Source organism: Nonomuraea sp. NPDC049695, from assembly GCF_040674955.1.
GTDB lineage: Bacteria > Actinomycetota > Actinomycetes > Streptosporangiales > Streptosporangiaceae > Nonomuraea > Nonomuraea helvata.
This window is the reverse complement of record NZ_JBFANV010000039.1, coordinates 19,730-39,262: the sequence shown is the minus strand read 5'-3', so window position 1 is coordinate 39,262 and position 19,533 is coordinate 19,730. Positions and strand designations below refer to the sequence as shown.

Below are 19,533 nucleotides of genomic sequence, written 5' to 3'. Positions count from 1 at the left end.
GGGCCGGGGGCTCAAGCCGTTTTACCGGTAGCGCGCCCGTCCGTCGCCGGGGACGATCTCACCCATCACCCAGGCGTCCAGCCCCCGGGCGGCCAGCAGCCGGATCGCCTCGTCCGCGGAGTCGGCGGCCACCACGGCCGCCATCCCCACCCCGAGGTTGAACGTGCGGTCCAGGTCCGCCTGCGCGATGTCGCCGTGCCCGGCCAGCACGCCGAAGACGGCCGGCGGTGTCCACGACGAGCGGTCCAGCACGGCGTCCAGCTGCCCCGGCAGCGACCGTGACAGGTTGCTCTCGACGCCCCCGCCCGTGATGTGCGCGTACGCGTGCACGTCAACGGCCTTGGCCAGCTCCAGGCAGTGGAGCGAGTAGATCCGGGTGGGCTCCAGCAGCTCCTCGCCCAGCGGCCGCCCCAGCTCGGGCAGCACGGCGTCGAGGGAGAGCCCGGCCTCGCGCAGCACGTGGCGCACCAGCGAGTAGCCGTTGGAGTGGATGCCCGAGGACGCCAGGCCCAGCACCGCGTCGCCCGCCTGGACCCGCGAGGGCCCCAGCATGGCGTCGGCCTCGACGACGCCCGTGCCGGCTCCTGCCAGGTCGTACTCGTCCGGCCCCATGGCACCGGGGTGCTCGGCCGTCTCGCCGCCCACCAGCGCGGCTCCCGCCAGCCGGCAGCCCTCGGCCACCCCGCCGACGATCTCGGCGACGCGCTCGGGCACCACCTTGCCGCAGGCGATGTAGTCGGTCATGAACAGCGGCTCGGCCCCGCAGACCACCAGGTCGTCGAGGACCATGCCGACCAGGTCGATGCCGATCGTGTCGTGCTTGCCGTACCGCTGGGCGATCATGACCTTGGTGCCCACGCCGTCGGTGGACGTGGCGAGCAGCGGCCGCCGGTAGCTCAGCAGCGCCGAGGCGTCGAACAGCCCGGCGAACCCGCTGGCGTCGTCGACGACCTCGGGCCGGCGCGAGGCCGCCACCTTGTCCTTCATCAGGTCGACGGCGCGCTCACCCGCCGCGATGTCCACCCCGGCGGCCTCATAGGTACTCACGCTTTGCTCTCCAGCACGAACTTGCCCACGTTGTCCTGGTCGATGGGAATGGGGTAGGAGCCGTTGAAGCAGGCCATGCAGAGCCGCTCCGCGGGGATGGTGGTGGCCTTGGTCAGGCCCTCCAGGGAGATGTAGCCGAGCGAGTCGGCGCCGAGCGAGGCCCGGATCTCCTCCACCGTCAGCGACCCCGCGATCAGCTCCGCCCTGGTGGCGAAGTCGATGCCGTAGAAGCACGGCCAGGCCACGGGCGGCGAGGAGATGCGGACGTGCACCTCCTTGGCCCCGGCCTCGCGCAGCATGCGGACGATGGCGCGCTGGGTGTTGCCGCGCACGATCGAGTCGTCCACGACCACCAGCCGCTTGCCCTCGACCACCTCGCGCAGCGGGTTGAGCTTCAGCCGGATGCCGAGCTGGCGGATGGTCTGCGAGGGCTGGATGAACGTGCGCCCCACATAGGAGTTCTTCACCAGCCCCTGCCCGTACGGTATCCCGCTCTCCTGGGCGTAGCCCACGGCGGCCGGGGTGCCGGACTCCGGCGTCGGGATGACCAGGTCGGCCTCCACCGGGTGCTCGCGGGCCAGCACGCGGCCGACCTCGACCCGGGTGACCTGCACGCCGCGCCCGGCGATGGTGGTGTCGGGGCGGGCGAGATAGACGTACTCGAAGAGGCAGCCCTTGGGCTCGGCCAGGGCGAACCTGCGTGACCTGACGCCGCGCTCGTCGATGGTGAGCAGCTCGCCCGGCTCGATCTCGCGGACGAACGTGGCGCCCACGATGTCGAGGGCGGCCGTCTCGGAGGCCACCACCCAGCCCCGCTCCAGCCGGCCGAGGACCATGGGACGGATGCCCTGCGGGTCGCGGGCCGCGTAGAGCGTCTTCTCGTCCATGAACACGAGCGAGTAGGCGCCCTTGACCTGCGGGAGCAGCTCCGCCGCTGTGTCCTCGATGGAACGCGTGCGGTCCTGCGCGAGCAGCGAGGTGAGGACCTCGGTGTCGGTCGTCGCGCGCATGGAGCCCGGAGCCAGGCGCTCGGCCAGCTCAGGGGTGTTGATCAGGTTGCCGTTGTGGGCGAGCGCGAGCCCGCCGACGTCGGTGGAGCTCAGCGTGGGCTGCGCGTTCTCCCACACGCTCGATCCGGTGGTGGAGTAGCGGCAGTGGCCGATGGCCAGGTGGCCGCGGAGGGTGCCGAGCACCGACTCGTCGAAGACCTGGGCGACCAGGCCCATGTCCTTGTAGACGAGAATGCGGCTGCCCTCGCTGACTGCGATGCCCGCGGACTCCTGGCCGCGGTGCTGCAACGCGTACAGCCCGTAGTAGGTGAGTTTGGAAACTTCCTCGCCCGGAGCCCAGACGCCGAAGACGCCACAGGCGTCCTTGGGAGCGCGGTCATGGGGGTCCAGGTCATGGCCGAGCCGGCCGTCGCCCTTCAGCACATGCCTCAGTCTAGGTCGGCGGCTTCTGTGCTCGCACACCCGGGGGCGATATCGGAGGCTGCGGCATCGCCGCGGATCCCAGGTCCGCGGGGCTCGGCCACCGCCTGCCGGTTTGGCGGATGGAGACGGAAGTATGGACGGCCTTTTACCGTGTCGCCGGGTTTAGCCGGTGCCCTCCGCGAAAGGGTGAAGTATCCCGCATGCAAACCCGTCGGGGAGACAGACGTGACCACATCTGGGGACCCGAACGAGCCCCGCCCGGGGCAGGACCCGCGCGAAGGCCGTCCGGAAGAAGAGGAAGAGCCCGGCCGGCCCGCGCCCGATTGGTGGCGCGAGGGGGAGCCTCCCGAGGAGGGCGAAGAGCGCCCCGGTCAGGGGGAGGAGCCGATCGCCCCCGTGCCGCCCGTGGTGCCGCCGCCCGACGTGCCGCCGACGCACGAGCCGAGGCCGGGCGGTGAGCCGAGCCATCCCGACCTGCCCACCTCGCCCGAGACCCCGCCGCCCGTCGGCGGCGACGCGGAGGCGACCCAGGCGTACCCGATCCCGGGGGCCACCCCGTCGTATCCCGGTTGGGGAGGCTCCCCTGGGGAGGGGGAGCCGCCGGCCAGGCCGACGCCGTCGCGTTACGAGGGTGAGCAGCCGTCCTTCACGCCGCCGGGCGAAGGCGCGCCGCAGCGTGAAGGCGTGCCCTCCGACGCGACTCCCCCTGAGGGGATCACCCCGCCGGTAGGAGGCCCGCCGCCAGGGGGCCCGCCGCCCGGCCAGGAAGTGCCCCGCGGGGCGCCGTACCCGGGCGGGTACGGCGCTCCCCAGGGCCAGGAGCCGACCGTCCCGGGCACCACGCCCTCCAGCCCGTACGGCGGCCCGCCCGGCTACGGCCCGCCGCCCGCGGGAGCCCCCTACGGAGTCCCGTACCAGCAGGCCCAGCCGGGCAGCGGCCTGGCCACCGCGTCGCTGGTGCTCGGCGTGGCCAGCCCGTTCCTGGTGTTCGTCTGCTTCACCGGCCTGATCACCGCCATCCTGTCGATCGTCTTCGGCTGCGTGGCGCTCGCCAAGCGCGCAGGCAAGGGCCGCGCCATCGCCGGCATCGTGATCAGCGCGTTCTCGCTCGTCCTCTTCGCGATCGTGGCCATCTGGTTCTGGAACGTGGTCCAGGAGTGCGCCCACCTGCCGGGCCAGCTCGCCGACAGGTGCTTCGAGCAGAAGTTTCCCTGGATGAGCGGCAGCCGCTAGAGCGGCAGATGCGCCGACAGGTCGGCCCGCGCCCCGCTGGCCGAGACCAGGCCTTCGGCCATGGCCTCGGCCCAGGTCAGGCGGCCGAGGGCGAGCTCGATCCAGGTGCGCCCGTCCATCTCGACCACGTTCGGCGGCGTGCCCCGGGTGTGGCGGGGGCCTTCGACGGCCTGGACGGCGGCGTACGGCGGGACGCGTACCTCGACGGTCCGGCCGGGCGCCGCGGTCACCAGCCGGTCGAGCAGGTGGCGCACCGCCTGCCTGGCCGCGTCGCGCTCGGGCTGGACCCCGCGGTCGTAGGCGGCCAGCACGGCGGCCACGAGCGCGTCGGGCAGCGTGGACGCGGGGCCGTCGTAGGGCGGCTCGTCCAGGGCGACGAGCTGGCCGTCGAGCGCAGATCTCAGCTTCTCAGGGTCCGGTTTGCGTGGTGGCACCCCACCATTGTCTCCCTGGAAGCGTTCATCAAGACGGAGGTCATCGTTCACCTCAGGTTTCGCCGACGACCGTAACCTCCCGGCGGTACAACCGCGCACAATGATGGAGGACCTGTGGCGAACCCCAACGCGGGCGGACGGCTGCTGCCGTTGCTCTCGACCCCGCACAAAGGCGGTCGCTCCGCGCTGACCTGTCAGTTCCGCTGCGGCAACGCGTGCGCGCATGACGTGGCCAACACCACCGCCAACGCCTACTTCGGCGATGTGGTGAAGGAGGCGCTGTCCCGGCGCGGTGTGCTGCGCGCCGGCGCGCTCGGCGCCCTCGTGGCCGGCGCCGGCATCGCGGGGGCGGTGCCGGCCATGGCCGACGAGCCGGAGGCGGCGGCCGAGGTCCAGGGCAGGCCGACCGGCGACATCCGTTTCACCCCGGTGGCGCCCAACACCGACGACGCCCTGACCATCCCTGAGGGCTACCGCTCGTCCGTGGTCGTGCGCTGGGGCGACCCCGTGCTGCCGGACGCGCCCGCCTTCGACTTCGACAACCAGAGCGCCGACGCGCAGAACAAGCAGTTCGGCTACAACAACGACTACGTCACGCTCTTCCCGATGGGCCGCGACCGCGCCCTGCTCTGGGTGAACCACGAGTACACCGACGAGAGCCTGATGTTCCGCGGTTACACCGGCGGCGCCGCCGCGACCGAGGAGCAGATCAAGATCGCGCTGGCCGCGCACGGCGGCTCGGTCGTGGAGATCGAGCGGGCGAACGGCACAGGCGAGTGGAAGCTGGTCACCAAGGGACGCCGCCGCTACAACCGCCGCATCACCGCTCAGACCCCCATGACCTTCTCCGGCCCCGCGGCCGGCAGCGATCTGCTCAAGACGGCCGCCGACGCCGAGGGCCGCAAGCCCGTCGGCATGCTGAACAACTGCTCGGGCGGCTCCACCCCGTGGGGGACCGTGCTGACCGCCGAGGAGAACTTCGACCAGTACTTCGTCAACGGCGACAAGGTGCCCGCGGAGCAGAAGCCGTACATCTCCCGCTACACGATCACCACCGGCACGCCGTCGAGCAGCCGCAGGTTCGACCGGGTCGAGGAGCGCTTCGACCTGGCCAAGCACCCGAACGAGGCCAACAGGTTCGGCTGGATCGTGGAGATCGACCCGTTCGACCCCGACTCCACGCCGATCAAGCGGACCGCCCTCGGCCGGTTCAAGCACGAGGCCGCCAACACGACCCTGGCCCGCGACGGCCGCCTGGTCGTGTACATGGGTGACGACTCGCGCTTCGAGTACATCTACAAGTTCGTCTCGAAGAACCGCTACATCCCGGGATTCGACCGGCACAACCGCACGCTGCTGGACGAGGGCACCCTGTACGTGGCCAAGTTCACCGGCGACAGCCCCGCCTCCGAGATCGACGGGAGCGGCAAGCTGCCCTCCGACGGCGAGTTCGACGGATCGGGCGAGTGGATCCCGCTGGTCTCCGGCGACAGGTCGTTCGTGGACGGCATGACCGCCGCCCAGGTCCTCGTCTACACCCGCGTGGCCGCCGACAAGGTGGGCGCGACCAAGATGGACCGCCCGGAGGACATGGAGCGCAACCCGGTCACCGGCGGCGTGTACGTGGCGCTCACCAACAACACCAACCGCACCGCGGCCCAGGTGGACGAGGCCAACCCGCGCCCCTCCAACAAGCACGGCCACGTCCTGGAGCTCGTCGAGAAGCGCAACGACGCGGGCGAGAAGACGTTCGCCTGGTCGCTCCCGCTGGTCTGCGGCGACCCGAACGACCCCGCCACCTACTTCGCCGGCTACGACAAGACCAAGGTCTCGCCGATCTCGTGCCCGGACAACGTGACGTTCGACAGGGACGGCAACCTGTGGATCGCCACGGACGGCAACCAGCTCGGCAGCAACGACGGCATGTTCGTGATGCCCGTGCGGGGCAAGGATCGGGGCCACCTGCGCCAGTTCCTCACCGTCCCGGTCGGGGCGGAGACCTGCGGCCCGCTGGTCACCCAGGACCAGCGCAGCGTGTTCGTGGCGGTGCAGCACCCGGGCGAGACCGACGGCGCCAGCCCGGACAAGCCCTCCAGCCGCTGGCCCGACGGCGCTCAGCCGCGCCCGGCGGTCGCCGTGGTCTGGCACGGCCAGGGCAAGAAGGTCGGGAGTTGACCTCAAGTTAACTTGAGGCAATACCGTTCCATGCCATGAGCATGGAGATGACCGCCTGGCACCAGCTGTATTCGATGAACAACAAGAAGGAGCGTCGCCCTGTCACCAGGGCGACGCTCCGTCGTATCGGCGGCTTCGCCCGGCCGCACCGCCGCAGGATCGCGCTGTTCCTGCTGCTCAGCGTGGTGATGGCGGGCTTAGCGGTGGGATCGCCGCTGCTCGCGGGCCGGGTGGTGGACGCGATCTTCCACGGAGAGCCGCTGGACGTGGTCGTCGTGGTGGCGCTGGCGATCGCGGGCCTGGCGCTCGCCGAGGCGGGGCTCGGGCTGCTGAACCGGTGGCTGTCGGCGGGCCTGGGCGAGGACCTGATCCTCGACCTGCGTACGGCCGTCTTCGACCACGTACAGAAGATGCCGATCGCGTTCTTCATGAGAACGCGCACCGGAGCGCTGGTCAGCCGCCTGAACAACGACGTGATCGGGGCGCAGCGGGCCTTCACCGACACCCTGTCCGGAGTGGCGGGCAACGTCGTGACGCTCGTGCTGACGCTTGTCGCGATGATCGGCATCTCCTGGCAGATCACGCTGCTCGCGCTGCTGCTGCTCCCGGTGTTCCTGCTGCCCGCCCGGCGGATGGGCACGAAAATCGCGCGGCTCCGGCGCGAGGCGGCCGACCACAACGCGGCCATGGGCACGCAGATGACCGAGCGCTTCTCTGCGCCGGGTGCGACGCTGGTGAAGCTGTTCGGCCGGCCCGCGCACGAGTCGGCCGAGTTCGCCCACAGGGCCAGGCGGGTGCGCGACATCGGCGTGCGCTCGGCCATGACCCAGTCGGCGTTCGTCACCGCGCTGACGCTGGTCTCCGCGCTGGCCCTGGCGCTGGTGTACGGGCTCGGCGGCTTCTACGCGCTGCGCGACCAGCTCGCGCCCGGCGCGGTCGTGTCGATGGCCATGCTGCTCACCCGCCTGTACGCGCCCCTCACCGCGCTGGCCAGCGCCCGCGTGGACGTGATGAGCGCGGTCGTCAGCTTCGAGCGCGTCTTCGAGGTCCTCGACCTCGAGCCGCTCATCAAGGAGCGGCCCGGCGCCCGCGAGGTGCCGGAGGGCCCGGTGACGGTCGAGTTCGACGACGTGAAGTTCGCCTACCCCTCGGCCGACAAGGTCTCGCTCGCCTCGCTGGAGGAGGTCGCCACGCTCGACTCGCGCGGCGGCGTCGAAGTGCTGCACGGTGTGTCGTTCAGGGCCGAGCCCGGCCAGATGGTGGCCCTGGTCGGCTCGTCCGGCGCGGGCAAGTCCACGATCGCGCAGCTCCTGCCCAGGCTGTACGACGTCGACTCGGGCTCGGTGCGGCTCGGCGGCGTGGACGTACGCGACCTGACCGCCGACTCGATCCGCGACACCCTCGGCATGGTCACCCAGGACGGCCACCTGTTCCACGAGACGATCAGGGCGAACCTCCTGCTCGCCAGGCCCGAGGCGGGCGAGGACGAGATCTGGGACGCCCTCACCAGGGCCAGGCTGGCCGGCCTGATCGAGTCGCTGCCCGACGGGCTCGACACGGTCGTGGGCGAGCGCGGCTACCGCCTGTCGGGCGGCGAGCGCCAGCGGCTGACGATCGCCCGGCTGCTGCTGGCCAGGCCCAGGGTGGTCATCCTGGACGAGGCCACGGCGGCGCTCGACTCCACCTCCGAGGCGGCCGTGCAGGCGGCGCTCGGGGAGGCGCTCGAAGGCAGGACCGCCGTGGTGATCGCGCACCGGCTCTCCACGATCCGCGCCGCCGACCTCATCCTGGTGATCGAGGACGGGCGCGTGGTCGAGCGCGGCACGCACACCGACCTGCTGGCCGCCGGGGGCCGCTACGAGGAGCTGTACCGCACTCAGTTCGACGAGCCGACGGTAGCGGTGGCCTGAGGCTGAGGCTCGTCCTGGCGCTCCTCGGAGCGGTGGGTGACGCGCAGGGAGTACAGCGCGACCGGGATCGCGGCCAGCACCACGACGGCCGCGATGACCAGGGTGAACTGGTACGCGTCCAGGAAGGCGAGCAGCGGCGGCAGGTCGCTGCCGCTCTGCCTGGAGCTCAGGATCGCCCCCAGCACGGTGACGCCGAGCAGCCCGAACACCTCGCGTGACACGTTCAGGACGCCCGAGGCCACGCCGGACCTGCCCTTGGGCATGCCGCCCAGGATCGCTGCCGTCAGGGGCACCAGCATGCCGCCGCCCAGCCCGTACAGCAGGAACCAGGGCGCCACGTCCGCGTAGTCGGCGTCGGCGCCCACACCGGAGAGCAGGTAGATCGCCGTCCCCATGAACGCCATCCCGAGCGCCACCGTGCGGCCGATGCCGATCCGCGCGCTGATCCGCTGCGACAGCATCGCGGTCACGGCCATGACCAGGGCCATCGGCACGAACGCGGCGCCCGCCTGGGTGGGGGAGAAGCCGAGCACGTTCTGCAGCCACAGGGCGCTGAAGAAGTAGATCCCGAAGACGCCGAACGACCAGACGCCCATCGTGAGCAGGCCGCCCGTGAACACCCTGGCCCGGAACAGCGACACCGCGATCATCGGCTCGGCGGCCCGCGCCTCGACCAGCACGAACGCCACGGCCGCCGCCGCGAACACGCCGAACGCGGCCAGGATCTGCGGCGAGGTCCAGCCGGCGCCCTCGCCCTCGATGAGCGCGTAGGTCAGGGCGAACAGGGCGAGCGCGGAGGTGGCCAGGCCCGGCAGGTCGATGCGGTGCCGTACGCGGGTGAAGGCGGGCCTGACCGCCCACAGCCCCAGGCCGAAGGTCACCACCCCGATCGGGACGTTGATCAGGTAGATCCAGCCCCAGTGCAGGTGCTGGCTGATGAAGCCGCCCGTGATCGGCCCGAGCGCCATGGACAGCGCCCCGGCGGCGCTCCAGATGCCCACGGCCCTCCCGCGCTCGCCCGGGTCGGGGAAGATCTGGGTGATCAACGTCAGCGCGGTGGGCGTGAGCAGCGCCGCGCCGACGCCCTGCGCGGCCCGCGCCGCGATCAGGGCCGTCCCCGAGCCGGCCAGCCCGGCGGCCAGCGAGGACAGCGTGAAGACCGCCAGCCCGCCCAGGAACACCCTGCGGGCCCCGAACACGTCCGCGAGCCGGCCGCCGACCAGCATGAGCCCGGCGAAGACCAGGATGTACGAGCTCACGATCCACTCAAGCCCCGAGATCGTCAGCCCGAGCTCCCGCTGGATCGTCGGCAACGCGACGTTGCCCACGTTGTTGTCCAGATAGGTCATGAAGGTGCCCAAGGTCACCGCGACCAGCGCCCACCATCTCACGACATTTCCTCCTATACGCCGTACTTGTACGTCGTATAGTTGAACTTGTACGGCGTATAGTTGTCAACCGTGATGGGAAAACTGACCGCACAGGCGATCGCGGAACGGGCTCTGGAGATCGGCGACACCGAGGGGCTCGACGCCGTGACGATCCGGCGTCTGGCCACGGAGCTGGGCGTGACCCCGATGGCTCTTTACTGGCACTACAAGAACAAGGAGCAGCTGATCGTCGGCATGGCCGACCACCTGATCGGCGGCTTCGCGCCCAAGCAGGCCGACGACCGCCCGTGGCAGGAGCAGTTCCGCGACCTGATCGAGGGGCTGATCAGGACGCTGCGCACGCATCGCTGCGCCAAGAGCGTGATCGAGCAGATCGACCCCGTCGAGGTGCCGAACTTCCTGGCCGTCTGGGACCAGGCGCTCGGCCTGGCCCGTGGCGCCGGGTTCGGCGTCGACGAGAGCTGCCTGGTCAGCAAATACCTGCTGCAGAGCGCCATCGCCATCGCCGACGCCCCCGTGCACGTCAAGACCGTGGACCCGGCCGCGGTCCGGGCCAAGCTGGCCGGCCTGCAGTCACTGCCCGAGGAGACGTACCCGTACCTGGTGGAGATGGCCTCTCCGCTGGTCAGGGGGACGGAGCCAGGGCTGTACGACACGTTCGGCGTCGATCTTGTTCTCAGCGGCATAGAGGCGCTGGCGGCCAGACGTTAGGGTCGTGCTCGTGACCTTCGAGCTGATCTGCGAGATCGAACCTCCCACCAAGCCCGATCTGAAGCATGTCAGGCACCAGATCGGCACGATGAGCAAGATCGCCCACTCGTTCCTCATCCCCGACAACCACATCGGCCGTGCCACGGTGTCGAGCGTGGCGGTGGCCCACGAGGTCGAGGCGATGGGCGGGCGCGGCATCGCCTGTCTCAACTCGCGCGACCGCAACCTGCTCGGCTTCCGTCGCGACCTGCTGACGGCGGCGGCGTACGGGGTGGAGCAGTTCCTCTTCGTCTACGGCGACAAGCCGACGAGCGGCAACCGCACCAGCGACCTCACTGTGCGCTCGATGATCGAGGAAGCCCGCGAGTTCTCCCCGGGCGTCCGCCTCGGCGCGGCGGCCTCGATGCGCTCGCTGCCCACCTGGAAGCGCGCGGCAGACTTCCTGTTCCTCCAGGTCGGCTTCTCGCTGGAGGCGCAGCTGCGCTGGCGCGAGGCCCACCCGGTGGACGTGCCGGTCTACGCGGGCGTCATGGTCCTGGCCAGCGAGCGCCACGCCCGCGCCCTGGCCACCGCGATCCCCGACATCGACCTGCCGGAGGAGCTGATCGCGAAGGTGGCCGCGGACCGCATGGCGGGGGTGGAGGCGGCCTGCGAGCAGGTGCTCGCGATCCGCGACTCGGGCGCCTTCGACGGCGTCCACCTCATCCCGGTCTCCCGCTACCGCGACGTGGAGTCCAGGCTCGCCACCGCTCTTTAGATGAGCCCTAGCTTGAGCATCAGGGCGCGATCGAGTTCCGCTGCTTCTTCTGCTTCGAGCGCGCCTATGAAGTCGCCGAGCCTCGATGGTGACACGGTGTAGATCTGGTCGGTCAGAACACGTGACTTCTTGCCGTTGAACTCGACCTCTGGGCGATAGATCGCCGGCCCGGCACTTGTCGAGGTCAGAGCGACAGTGATGGTGCTCGTGGCGAAGCGGTCCGACTGGATGATCACCGCGTAGCGGCGGCCCTGTTGCTCATGGCCGCGAGCTCCAGGGAGTGCCTTGAGCTCGTAGATCGCGCCTCGGAATATCACTCCGCAACGCCCATGAAGCGTTCGATCGCCAGCATCTCGGCCTGATCGACAGGGTCGTTCCGCAGCCGCTCAGCATCCGCCGCGGCCTGTTCGAGCAGCATCTCCTTGTAGGTGTGAAGAATGGCGTAGCGGACGGCTTCGGAGCGGGTTCCCTTCTCTCCGGCCAGCGCGCGAAGGGCCGTCTCCATTGCCTCATCGGTGCGTACGTTGAGAGTTCCCATATCAGAAGCGTATCACAATTTGTAATACGTCAGCAGGGTCGCGACCGGGCCAGGGACGCGAGCAGCGCGCCCGTGAGGGCCACCGTGAAGAGCACCGCGTACGCGTGCCGGAACCCGTCCATGAGCTGCCCCACCGCCACCGGCGAGAGCTTGGACAGCGTGCCCGCGTACACCTGGGCGCGCAGTTCGGGCCCCACGGACGCGGTCAGGACGCTGAGCGACAGGCCGACGCTGATCACGATGCCGACGTTCATGATCATGACGCGGAAGCCGTTGACCACCCCCAGGCTCCCGCTGGGCAGCGCCCGCATGACCTGGGTGGTGTTGCCGGTCAGGAACGTCCCGCTGCCGCAGCCGGCCACGAACAGACCGATCCCGATCACCCAGTACGGCGTGGCCGGATCGGCCGTCAGCATCAGCGTGCCGAGCCCCAGGGCGCTCATCGTCGCCCCGCCGATGGACAGCGCGTACGGCGACACCCTCCGTCCCAGCGCTCCCGTGATCGGCGAGGCCAGCCCGATCCCGACGGGCACCGGCAGCACGCTCAGCCCCGCCGCGAACGCGTCCACCCCTCGCGCCGCCTGGAAGTACAGCGCCACCACCAGGATGAGCGCCGACCGCGCCAGGGCGTTGCAGAAGGAGGCCAGGTTCGCGTACGCCAGCAGCCGCCCCCCGAAGAGCCGTAAGTCCAGCACCGGGTTGGACGAGCGCCGCTCGGCCCACACGATCAGCGGCAGCAGCAGAGCGAAGACGGCGAATCCCGCCACCACCATGAGGCCGCCCGAGTTCGCCTCCGACAGCGCCATCAGCACCGCCGACAGCGCCGCGAACACCAGCACGTTGCCCAGCGCGTCCACCGGCTCCTTCGGCCGCCTGGGCATTTTGCGTAAGATCGCCGCGCCCACGCCCAGCGCGAGCAGCCCGGCGGGCACGTTCACCCAGAAGATCCACTGCCAGCCGGCCGTCTCCGCGATCAGGCCGCCCAGCGTGGGCCCGGCCAGCTGCGCCACCGAGAGTGTGCCGATGTAGACGCCCATGCCCTGGCTGAGCCGGTCGGGCGGGAACGCGTCGGTGATGATGACCGTGCCGTTCGCCAGGATCATCGCCGCCCCGATCGCCTGCAGCACGCGCATCGCGATGAGGAACCACACGCCCGGCGACAGCCCCGCCAGCAGCGAGGCCACCGTGAACAGCGCGAACCCCGTCAGATACACCTCGCGCCTGCCCAGCAGGTCGGCCACCCGGCCGAAGAACACCAGCGAGGCCGTGTTGACCAGCAGGAACGCCAGCAGGATCCAGCCCGACTCCAGCGCGTCGGCGTGGAAGTGCCGCACGACCGCCGGGAGCGCGACGTTGAGCGTGCTGCCGGCGATGCCGATGAGGACGAGCCCCAGGCTGGTGACCGCGCACACGCGCCACGCGTAGCGCAGGCGGGTGTCGTCGTGGGGGGTGACGGCTACCATGCCCTCCACTATGACGTACGGCGTACGTAGATCATCAGCGGGCTCGCCTGCGCAGTCCCTCGAGGTCGTGGATCACCACGCGCCGCCGTCCGGTCTCGATGAGACCCCGGTCGCGCAGCGTGCGCAGCGCCTTGCTGACGGCCTCGCGCGAGGCGCCCGTCCAGCCGGCCAGCTCGTCCTGTGACAGGGGCAGCGCCACGCGCACCCCGCTGTTGGTCTTCTCGCCGTACCGGTCGGCCAGCTCCAGCAGGCGCGTCGCGACCCGGCCCGTGGTGTCGAACGCGCCGTACTCGATGCGCTTCCTGTCGGCGTCCCGCAGCTTGGCGGTGACGAGCTGCATCAGCAGTACGGCGATGCGTCCGTGGGACTCCAGGAACGACGAGAAGTCCCGCAGCACGATCCCCGAGATCGGCTCCAGCGCGGTCACCGTGGCCGAGCGCGGGGACCCGTCGATGGCCGACATCTCGCCGAGCAGCGCGCCAGGGCCGCGTACGGCCAGCACCACCTCGGTGCCGGCACTCGTGTGCGACGAGCACTTGACCCGGCCCTCCATCAGCACGAGGACCCAGTCGGACGTGTCGCCCTCGTTGATCACGGTCGTGCCGCGATCCCACCGCCGCGGGCGGCCGGCCGCGCGCAGGTCCGCGACCTCCTCGTCGGTGAGCAGGGAAAGGAACTCGCCGGGCTCAGGCTCCATGCGCCCGATTATGTCGGTACGAGTGTCGACCTTCTATTGCAAATCAGTCAGAACGTACGCGGCCACGAGCTCTTCCTTGCCCTTGAGGCTGAGCCGGCCCAGAGGGTTCACCGACGCGCCGTGGCCCAGTTGCCTGAGCGTCGTCTCCCCGATGACGACCGTGCCGGGCTCGGCGATGCCCTCGAGCCTGGCCGCCACGTTCACGCAGTCGCCCATCGCATTGAAGCCGCGCAGCTCGGGGCTGCCGATGTTGCCGACCAGGGCGGGACCGGTGTTGACGCCCACCCTGAACGTCGGCCACTCGACGTCGTCCACCCGCTTCCACGCCATCTCCTCGGCCACCTCGGCGGCGGCCCGCTGCATGTCCAGCGCCGCCCGGCACGCGGCCCTGGCATGGCCGGGCTGCGTGGCGGGGGCGTTGAACAGGGCCAGCAGCGCGTCACCGACGAACTGCACGATCGTGCCGCCGTTGTTGAGAATGCAGGGGACGGCGGCCGTGTGGTAGCGGTTGAGCATCTCGACGATCTCGCCGGGCGTGACCTTCTCGGAGAACGTCGTGAAGCCCTTGAGGTCGGCGAAGAGCGCGGTCAGCTCCTTCAGCTCGCCGCCGAGCGCCGCCTGCGCCGGGTCGGCCAGCAGGGCGTTGGCCACGTCCGGCGACATGTACTGCCGGAAGAGCGTGTCGAGCTCCTGGTAGAGGCGGGCGTTCTCCAACGAGATGGACAGCTGCCCGGCCAGGGTGGCGGCCAGCGCCTCGTCCTGCGGGGTGCGGCCGACGGGCACCTCCAGCACGCCCGCCAGGTGGCCCTTGACCGTCAAGGGGAAGGCCAGCAGGCTGTCGCGCCTGATGGGCTGGTTCCCGGCGAACTCGTACTCGCGGGAGCCGATCTGGGTCCTGCCCTCCGCGACCAGGCCGATCTTGACGTCGCCGTACGCCTGCCGCACCCGCTCCAGCGCCGTGGCCAGCAGCCGGCCCTCCGGCAGACCCACCTTGGTCTGGGCGCTCACCGCCACCAGGGCGGCCAGCCGCTCCGACAGCTCGCGCTCGTTGGCCAGCGCCTGGCCGGCGCGGTCGAGCACGGCGGCCTGGCCCTCGTTCAGCCGGAACTTGCCCGACAGCCGGGTCGCGGCCAGCGGCTCGCCCCGGCGTACGTGCTCGACCAGCTCCTCCAGCGCCTGGTCGTAGTCCTGCTGGATGCGCGCCACGGTCGCCGCCAGCGTCACCGAGTCGAACAGGCCCGCGCTCGACCCCTCCCGCCTGAACTGCAGGTGCGCGCTGTAGGCCACGAAGACGAAGGCCAGCGTGAGCAGGAGGTGCCACTCCCACCAGGACAGATGCCAGTTGAGCTGGGACATCCCCGCGACCATGGCCTCGGCCAGCAGCGCGTACGCCGTGATCAGGCTGATCAGCATGGCGGACGGGCGCCGCCGGTGGAGCAGGAACATCATCACGCTCGCCGCGGCGTACAGCAGGACGCCGGGTATGGACGCCCAGACCAGCCAGGGGACCGGCGACGCGAGCGGCGGCTCGCTGAGCACCGTCAGCCCCGGGATCAGCGACACCAGCCCCCAGACGACCATGAACCCGAAGAGCACCGCACGGATGAAGTACTGCGAGCCCAGCACGGCCTTGGCCGCCCGCTCGCCCAGCGGCAGCGCGGAGGCGAACGCGAACGCGGCCGCGATCGTGAGGCCCACCTGCTGGCCCAGGTCGAACCCCAGCGAGCCGGTCGGCAGGATGATCTTGGGGGTGGCCAGCCCGTGCAGGAAGAAGAACCCGGCACTGCTCAGGAAGACCATGGAGACCAGGAACAGCCGGGCGTCCTGCCGCCGCCGCGACGCCTCGCTGATCATGACGCCCAGCACCACGTTGAGCCCGGCCACCGTGATGATCATCCAGAAGTGGCTGGGATTGTGCTGCCAGGGGATGTTGACGTCCGGGTGCGACAGCAGGAGCCAGAGGCCCAGCAGCGGCAGCACCAGATGGATGCCCCAGACCACGCCCCGCACGGGGTGGGTGGCCGGAGGCAGGTAGGGGGTCGGCACAGACCCGATTATCCACGCGGGGCCGTGGCCGCCAATGCGTCGTTTTACCCACAGCGATCAGCGAAGAGGGCCGGCACGGAACCCGTGCCGGCCCTCTTCACGCGATCGTCAGCCGAACAGCGCGGGCAGCGCCGCCGAGTGGGTCTCCCGCAGCTCCTCGACCGGCACCTCGAACTCGCCCTCGACCACCAGCGACGCGCCGCCGGTCGTGCCCAGCCCGTAGCAGGGCACGTCGTGGCGCCCGCACAGCGACGCGAACTCCTCGTAGGCCTCCGGCCGCACCGCGACCAGCGCCCGCGCGGAGGACTCGCTGAACAGGTCGGTGAACGCGTCACCGCTCAGCACCACCGAGGCGCCGACGCCCCGCGCCAGGCAGGACTCCGCCAGCGCGACGGCCAGCCCGCCGTCCGACAGGTCGTGCGAGCCCTCGAGGAGCCCCCGCTTGGCGGCCTCCACCAGCACGGTGGCCAGTGCCTGCTCGGCCTCCAGGTCCGCCCGCGGCGGCAGTCCGCCCAGGTGGCGGTGGGCGACGTGCGCCCACTCGGAGCCGCCGAACTCCTCGCGCGTCTCGCCGAGCAGCACGACCTTGAGCCCCTCGGCGGTGAACCCGGACGGCACCCGCCGGGCCACGTCGTCGATGACGCCGAGCACGCCCACGACCGGCGTGGGGTTGATGGCCGTCGAGCCCGTCTGGTTGTAGAAGGAGACGTTTCCGCCGGTCACCGGCACGCCAAGGGTCCTGCACGCGTCGGCCAGGCCGCGCACGGCCTCGGCGAACTGCCACATGACCTCGGGGTCCTCGGGGGAGCCGAAGTTGAGGCAGTTGGTCACGGCGAGGGGCTTGGCGCCGGTCACGGCCACGTTCCGGTACGCCTCGGCCAGCGCCAGCTGCGCCCCCGCGTACGGGTCGAGCTTGGCGTAACGGCCGTTGCCGTCGGTGGCCAGCGCGATGCCCCTGGTCGTCGGCTCCGCTCCGGCGATGGCCTCCGAGATGCGCAGCATGCCCGCGTCCGCCGGCTGGGCCAGCACGGTGTTGGAGCGGACGTAGCGGTCGTACTGGGAGGTCACCCACTCCTTGGAGGCCAGGTTGGGCGAGCCGAGGAGCTGGAGCAGCGTGCCCCGCAGCTCGGCGGGCCGCTCCAGCCTGTCGGGGGTGTCGGCGTTGAGCGCCGCCTGCCCGGAAGGCTCGTGGTACGGGCGCTCGTAGACGGGCCCCTCATCGGCCGCGGTGCCCGGCGGGATGTCCACGATGACCTCGCCGTCCCAGGTCATGACCAGGCGGCCGGTGTCGGTGACCTCGCCGATGACGGTGGCGGGGACGTCCCACTTGTCGCAGATCGCCATGAACGCCGGGATGTCGTCGGGCCTGACGACGGCCATCATGCGCTCCTGCGACTCGCTCATGAGGATCTCCTCCGGCCTGAGCGAGGGATCCCGGAGCGGGACGCGGTTGAGGTCGACGTCCATGCCGCCGGTGCCCTTGGCCGCCAGCTCGGTCGTGGCGCACGACACCCCGGCCGCGCCGAGGTCCTGGATGCCGACGACGACATCGGCCGCGTACAGCTCCAGGCAGCACTCGATGAGCAGCTTCTCCATGAACGGGTCGCCCACCTGCACGGCGGGCCGCTTGGCCTGCGACTCGTCCTCGAACGTCGCCGACGCCAGCACCGAGGCGCCGCCGATGCCGTCGGGGCCGGTGGACGCGCCGAACAGCACGACCTTGTTGCCCGGACCGGGCGCGGTGGCCAGCTTGATCTGGTCTTTCCTCAGCAGCCCGACACACAGGGCGTTGACCAGGGGGTTGCCGATGTAGCAGGGGTCGAAGACGACCTCGCCGCCGATGTTGGGCAGGCCCAGGCAGTTTCCGTAGTGGCTGATGCCCTCGACCACGCCGGGCAGCACCCTGCGCGTGTCGACCGCGTCCGCGCCACCGAAGCGCAGCGAGTCCATGACGGCGATCGGGCGCGCGCCCATCGACATGATGTCGCGCACGATGCCGCCGACGCCGGTGGCCGCGCCCTGGTGCGGCTCGACGTAGGACGGGTGGTTGTGCGACTCGATCTTGAACGTGGCCGCCCAGCCGTCGCCGATGTCCACCACGCCCGCGTTCTCGCCCATGCCCACCAGCAGGGCCTCGGACTTGGGCGCCTTGGTGGCGAACTGCTTGAGATGCACCTTGGACGACTTGTACGAGCAGTGCTCGGACCACATGACGCTGTAGATGGCCAGCTCCGAGCCGGTGGGACGGCGCCCGAGGATCTCCTTGACCCGGTCGTACTCGTCCTGCTTCATCCCCAGCTCGGCGAAGGGCATCGGCTCGTCGGGCGTCTCCGCAGCGCGCTTCACACTGTCGGTCATGCGTTCACCAGCTTCTTGAGAATGGAGGTGAAGAACCCGAGACCGTCGGTGCTCGGGGCGCCGACCAGCTCCTCGACCGCGTGCTCGGGGTGCGGCATGAGGCCGACCACGTTGCCCGCCTCGTTGCGGATGCCCGCGATGTCGTTGAGCGAGCCGTTGGGGTTGCCGACGTAGCGCACGACCACGTGACCGCCGGCCTCGAGCGCGGCCAGCGTGTCGTCGGAGGCCACGTAGCGGCCCTCGCCGTGCTTGATCGGCAGCACGATCTCCTGGCCCTGGTCGAACGCGTTGGTCCACGCGGTCGCGGTCTGCTCGATCCTGACCTTCTGGTCACGGCAGACGTAGTGGAGCGAGCCGTTGCGGGTCAGCGCGCCCGGCAGCAGGTGCGCCTCGCAGAGGATCTGGAACCCGTTGCACGTGCCGAGTACGGGCAGCCCCGCCCTGGCGGCCGGGATGAGCTCCTCCATGAGCGGCGCGAACCGCGAGATGGCGCCGCAGCGCAGGTAGTCGCCGTAGGAGAAGCCGCCGGGCAGGAAGACGGCGTCGACTCCCTTCAGGTCGTGGTCGGCGTGCCACAGCGGAACCGCCTCCGCGCCCACGAGGCGCACGGCTCTGGCGGCGTCCTGGTCGTCGAGAGTTCCTGGAAACGTGACTACGCCCACACGGGCAGCGCTCATGACAGTCGTCCCCTCCGAGGAATGCGCGCGCACGCGCCACCGTCGGTCGGACGGTGGCGGTCTACTCAGGTTATCGGGTGCTGTCGCGTGGTCCGCATCGGCTCGTACGTCCGGCGGAAGCCCAGCTCAGACGGCTGCCAACTCGCGGGGGCGGGCGTCGGCCTCGTCCCAGGCGAGTTGCTTGCGCAGGTGGACCGTGGTGCCACGGCCGGGTGTGATGCCGAAGGAGATCTCGTCGACCACGGAGCGCATGATCAGCAGGCCGCGGCCGTTCTCGGTGTCCGGCGGGGGGAAGTGCAGCGGCATCGTCGGCAGGCCGTCGCCGTTGTCGGCGACGCGTACGTCGCAGCGGCCGTAGCCGATCGCGGCGGTCACCTCGTAGCGGTTGGCGGGACCCCCGTGCCGCACCGCATTGGAGCATGCCTCGGAGACGGCGAGGAGCATGTCGGCGATGCACGTCTCGCTCACGTTCAGTGAACGCATGGCATCGCCCAGCACTCGCCTGACCATCGGTATGCCGATCGCATCCCGAGGCAGTGCCAACGAGAACTCAATATCCACCGGACTCCTCCGGGCGCCAGAATGTCACCTGGAGTAGGTTTCCCTGTGAAAACGGGGCTAACCGCAAAATCACCCTGTTGTTATTTAGTGTTGGCATGCCCG

General features: G+C 70.6%; 17 protein-coding genes. 5 read left to right on the top strand and 12 right to left on the bottom strand.

Annotation, left to right across the window (positions count from 1 at the left end; all coding sequences use genetic code 11):
* Nucleotides 1-21: 21 nt before the first annotated feature.
* Nucleotides 22-1,047 carry a phosphoribosylformylglycinamidine cyclo-ligase gene (gene purM, locus AB0J64_RS29900; RefSeq protein WP_364033900.1) on the bottom strand — a complete coding sequence of 342 codons (1,026 nt, stop codon included), beginning with the start codon at nucleotides 1,045-1,047 and terminating at the stop codon, nucleotides 22-24.
* Nucleotides 1,044-2,480, bottom strand: a complete 1,437-nt coding sequence (purF, locus tag AB0J64_RS29895) for an amidophosphoribosyltransferase (protein ID WP_364033897.1) — start codon at nucleotides 2,478-2,480, stop codon at nucleotides 1,044-1,046. The genes purM and purF overlap by 4 nt, the downstream gene beginning before the upstream one ends.
* 225 nt (nucleotides 2,481-2,705) lie before the next feature.
* Here purF and AB0J64_RS29890 point away from each other — a divergent pair, with 225 nt between their 5' ends.
* Nucleotides 2,706-3,713, top strand: a complete 1,008-nt coding sequence (locus AB0J64_RS29890) for a hypothetical protein (protein ID WP_364033894.1) — start codon at nucleotides 2,706-2,708, stop codon at nucleotides 3,711-3,713.
* On the opposite strand, the gene AB0J64_RS29885 is transcribed toward AB0J64_RS29890, so the two are convergent.
* A complete protein-coding gene (locus AB0J64_RS29885) occupies nucleotides 3,710-4,147 on the bottom strand; it encodes a sterol carrier family protein (protein WP_364033891.1) in 438 nt (145 codons plus the stop codon). The two genes, AB0J64_RS29890 and AB0J64_RS29885, sit on opposite strands and share 4 nt — an antisense overlap.
* Before the next feature lie 114 nt (nucleotides 4,148-4,261).
* On the opposite strand from AB0J64_RS29885, the gene AB0J64_RS29880 reads away from it, so the two are divergent.
* Complete coding sequence (locus AB0J64_RS29880) at nucleotides 4,262-6,322, top strand: PhoX family phosphatase (RefSeq protein WP_364033888.1); 2,061 nt, start codon at nucleotides 4,262-4,264, stop codon at nucleotides 6,320-6,322.
* A gap of 35 nt (nucleotides 6,323-6,357) precedes the next feature.
* Nucleotides 6,358-8,232: an ABC transporter ATP-binding protein gene (locus AB0J64_RS29875; RefSeq protein ID WP_364033885.1), complete on the top strand. Its 1,875-nt coding sequence runs from the start codon at nucleotides 6,358-6,360 to the stop codon at nucleotides 8,230-8,232.
* Here the strand turns inward: AB0J64_RS29875 and AB0J64_RS29870 are convergent.
* Entirely contained in the window at nucleotides 8,199-9,623 is a 1,425-nt protein-coding gene (locus tag AB0J64_RS29870) for an MFS transporter (RefSeq protein WP_364033882.1), read from the bottom strand. The two genes, AB0J64_RS29875 and AB0J64_RS29870, sit on opposite strands and share 34 nt — an antisense overlap.
* A gap of 72 nt (nucleotides 9,624-9,695) precedes the next feature.
* Between AB0J64_RS29870 and AB0J64_RS29865 the strand changes: the two genes are divergently transcribed.
* Both AB0J64_RS29865 and AB0J64_RS29860 read left to right on the top strand, forming a co-directional pair.
* Complete coding sequence (locus AB0J64_RS29865; protein ID WP_364034062.1) at nucleotides 9,696-10,334, top strand: TetR family transcriptional regulator; 639 nt, start codon at nucleotides 9,696-9,698, stop codon at nucleotides 10,332-10,334.
* Between the two features lie 10 nt (nucleotides 10,335-10,344).
* The gene (locus AB0J64_RS29860) at nucleotides 10,345-11,091 is read left to right on the top strand and encodes a methylenetetrahydrofolate reductase (protein WP_364033879.1); all 747 of its coding nucleotides are present in this window, start codon (nucleotides 10,345-10,347) and stop codon (nucleotides 11,089-11,091) included.
* Here the strand turns inward: AB0J64_RS29860 and AB0J64_RS29855 are convergent.
* From AB0J64_RS29855 to AB0J64_RS29820, 8 genes are all read right to left on the bottom strand, one after another.
* Nucleotides 11,088-11,408 carry a type II toxin-antitoxin system PemK/MazF family toxin gene (locus AB0J64_RS29855; protein WP_364033876.1) on the bottom strand — a complete coding sequence of 107 codons (321 nt, stop codon included), beginning with the start codon at nucleotides 11,406-11,408 and terminating at the stop codon, nucleotides 11,088-11,090. The two genes, AB0J64_RS29860 and AB0J64_RS29855, sit on opposite strands and share 4 nt — an antisense overlap.
* A complete protein-coding gene (locus tag AB0J64_RS29850; RefSeq protein WP_357603695.1) occupies nucleotides 11,405-11,629 on the bottom strand; it encodes a hypothetical protein in 225 nt (74 codons plus the stop codon). Before AB0J64_RS29850 ends, AB0J64_RS29855 begins: the two co-directional genes overlap by 4 nt.
* Before the next feature lie 29 nt (nucleotides 11,630-11,658).
* Complete coding sequence (locus tag AB0J64_RS29845; RefSeq protein WP_364033873.1) at nucleotides 11,659-13,092, bottom strand: MFS transporter; 1,434 nt, start codon at nucleotides 13,090-13,092, stop codon at nucleotides 11,659-11,661.
* Nucleotides 13,093-13,126: 34 nt separating this feature from the next.
* Nucleotides 13,127-13,789, bottom strand: a complete 663-nt coding sequence (locus AB0J64_RS29840) for a Crp/Fnr family transcriptional regulator (protein ID WP_364033870.1) — start codon at nucleotides 13,787-13,789, stop codon at nucleotides 13,127-13,129.
* A gap of 33 nt (nucleotides 13,790-13,822) precedes the next feature.
* Complete coding sequence (locus AB0J64_RS29835; RefSeq protein ID WP_364033867.1) at nucleotides 13,823-15,835, bottom strand: adenylate/guanylate cyclase domain-containing protein; 2,013 nt, start codon at nucleotides 15,833-15,835, stop codon at nucleotides 13,823-13,825.
* Between the two features lie 108 nt (nucleotides 15,836-15,943).
* A complete protein-coding gene (purL, locus tag AB0J64_RS29830) occupies nucleotides 15,944-18,193 on the bottom strand; it encodes a phosphoribosylformylglycinamidine synthase subunit PurL (RefSeq protein ID WP_364033864.1) in 2,250 nt (749 codons plus the stop codon).
* On the bottom strand, nucleotides 18,190-18,870 hold the full coding sequence (purQ, locus tag AB0J64_RS29825; RefSeq protein ID WP_364033861.1) for a phosphoribosylformylglycinamidine synthase subunit PurQ: 681 nt from the start codon (nucleotides 18,868-18,870) through the stop codon (nucleotides 18,190-18,192). The genes purL and purQ overlap by 4 nt, the downstream gene beginning before the upstream one ends.
* Before the next feature lie 126 nt (nucleotides 18,871-18,996).
* Complete coding sequence (locus AB0J64_RS29820; protein ID WP_364033858.1) at nucleotides 18,997-19,380, bottom strand: ATP-binding protein; 384 nt, start codon at nucleotides 19,378-19,380, stop codon at nucleotides 18,997-18,999.
* Between the last annotated feature and the right edge of the window lie 153 nt (nucleotides 19,381-19,533).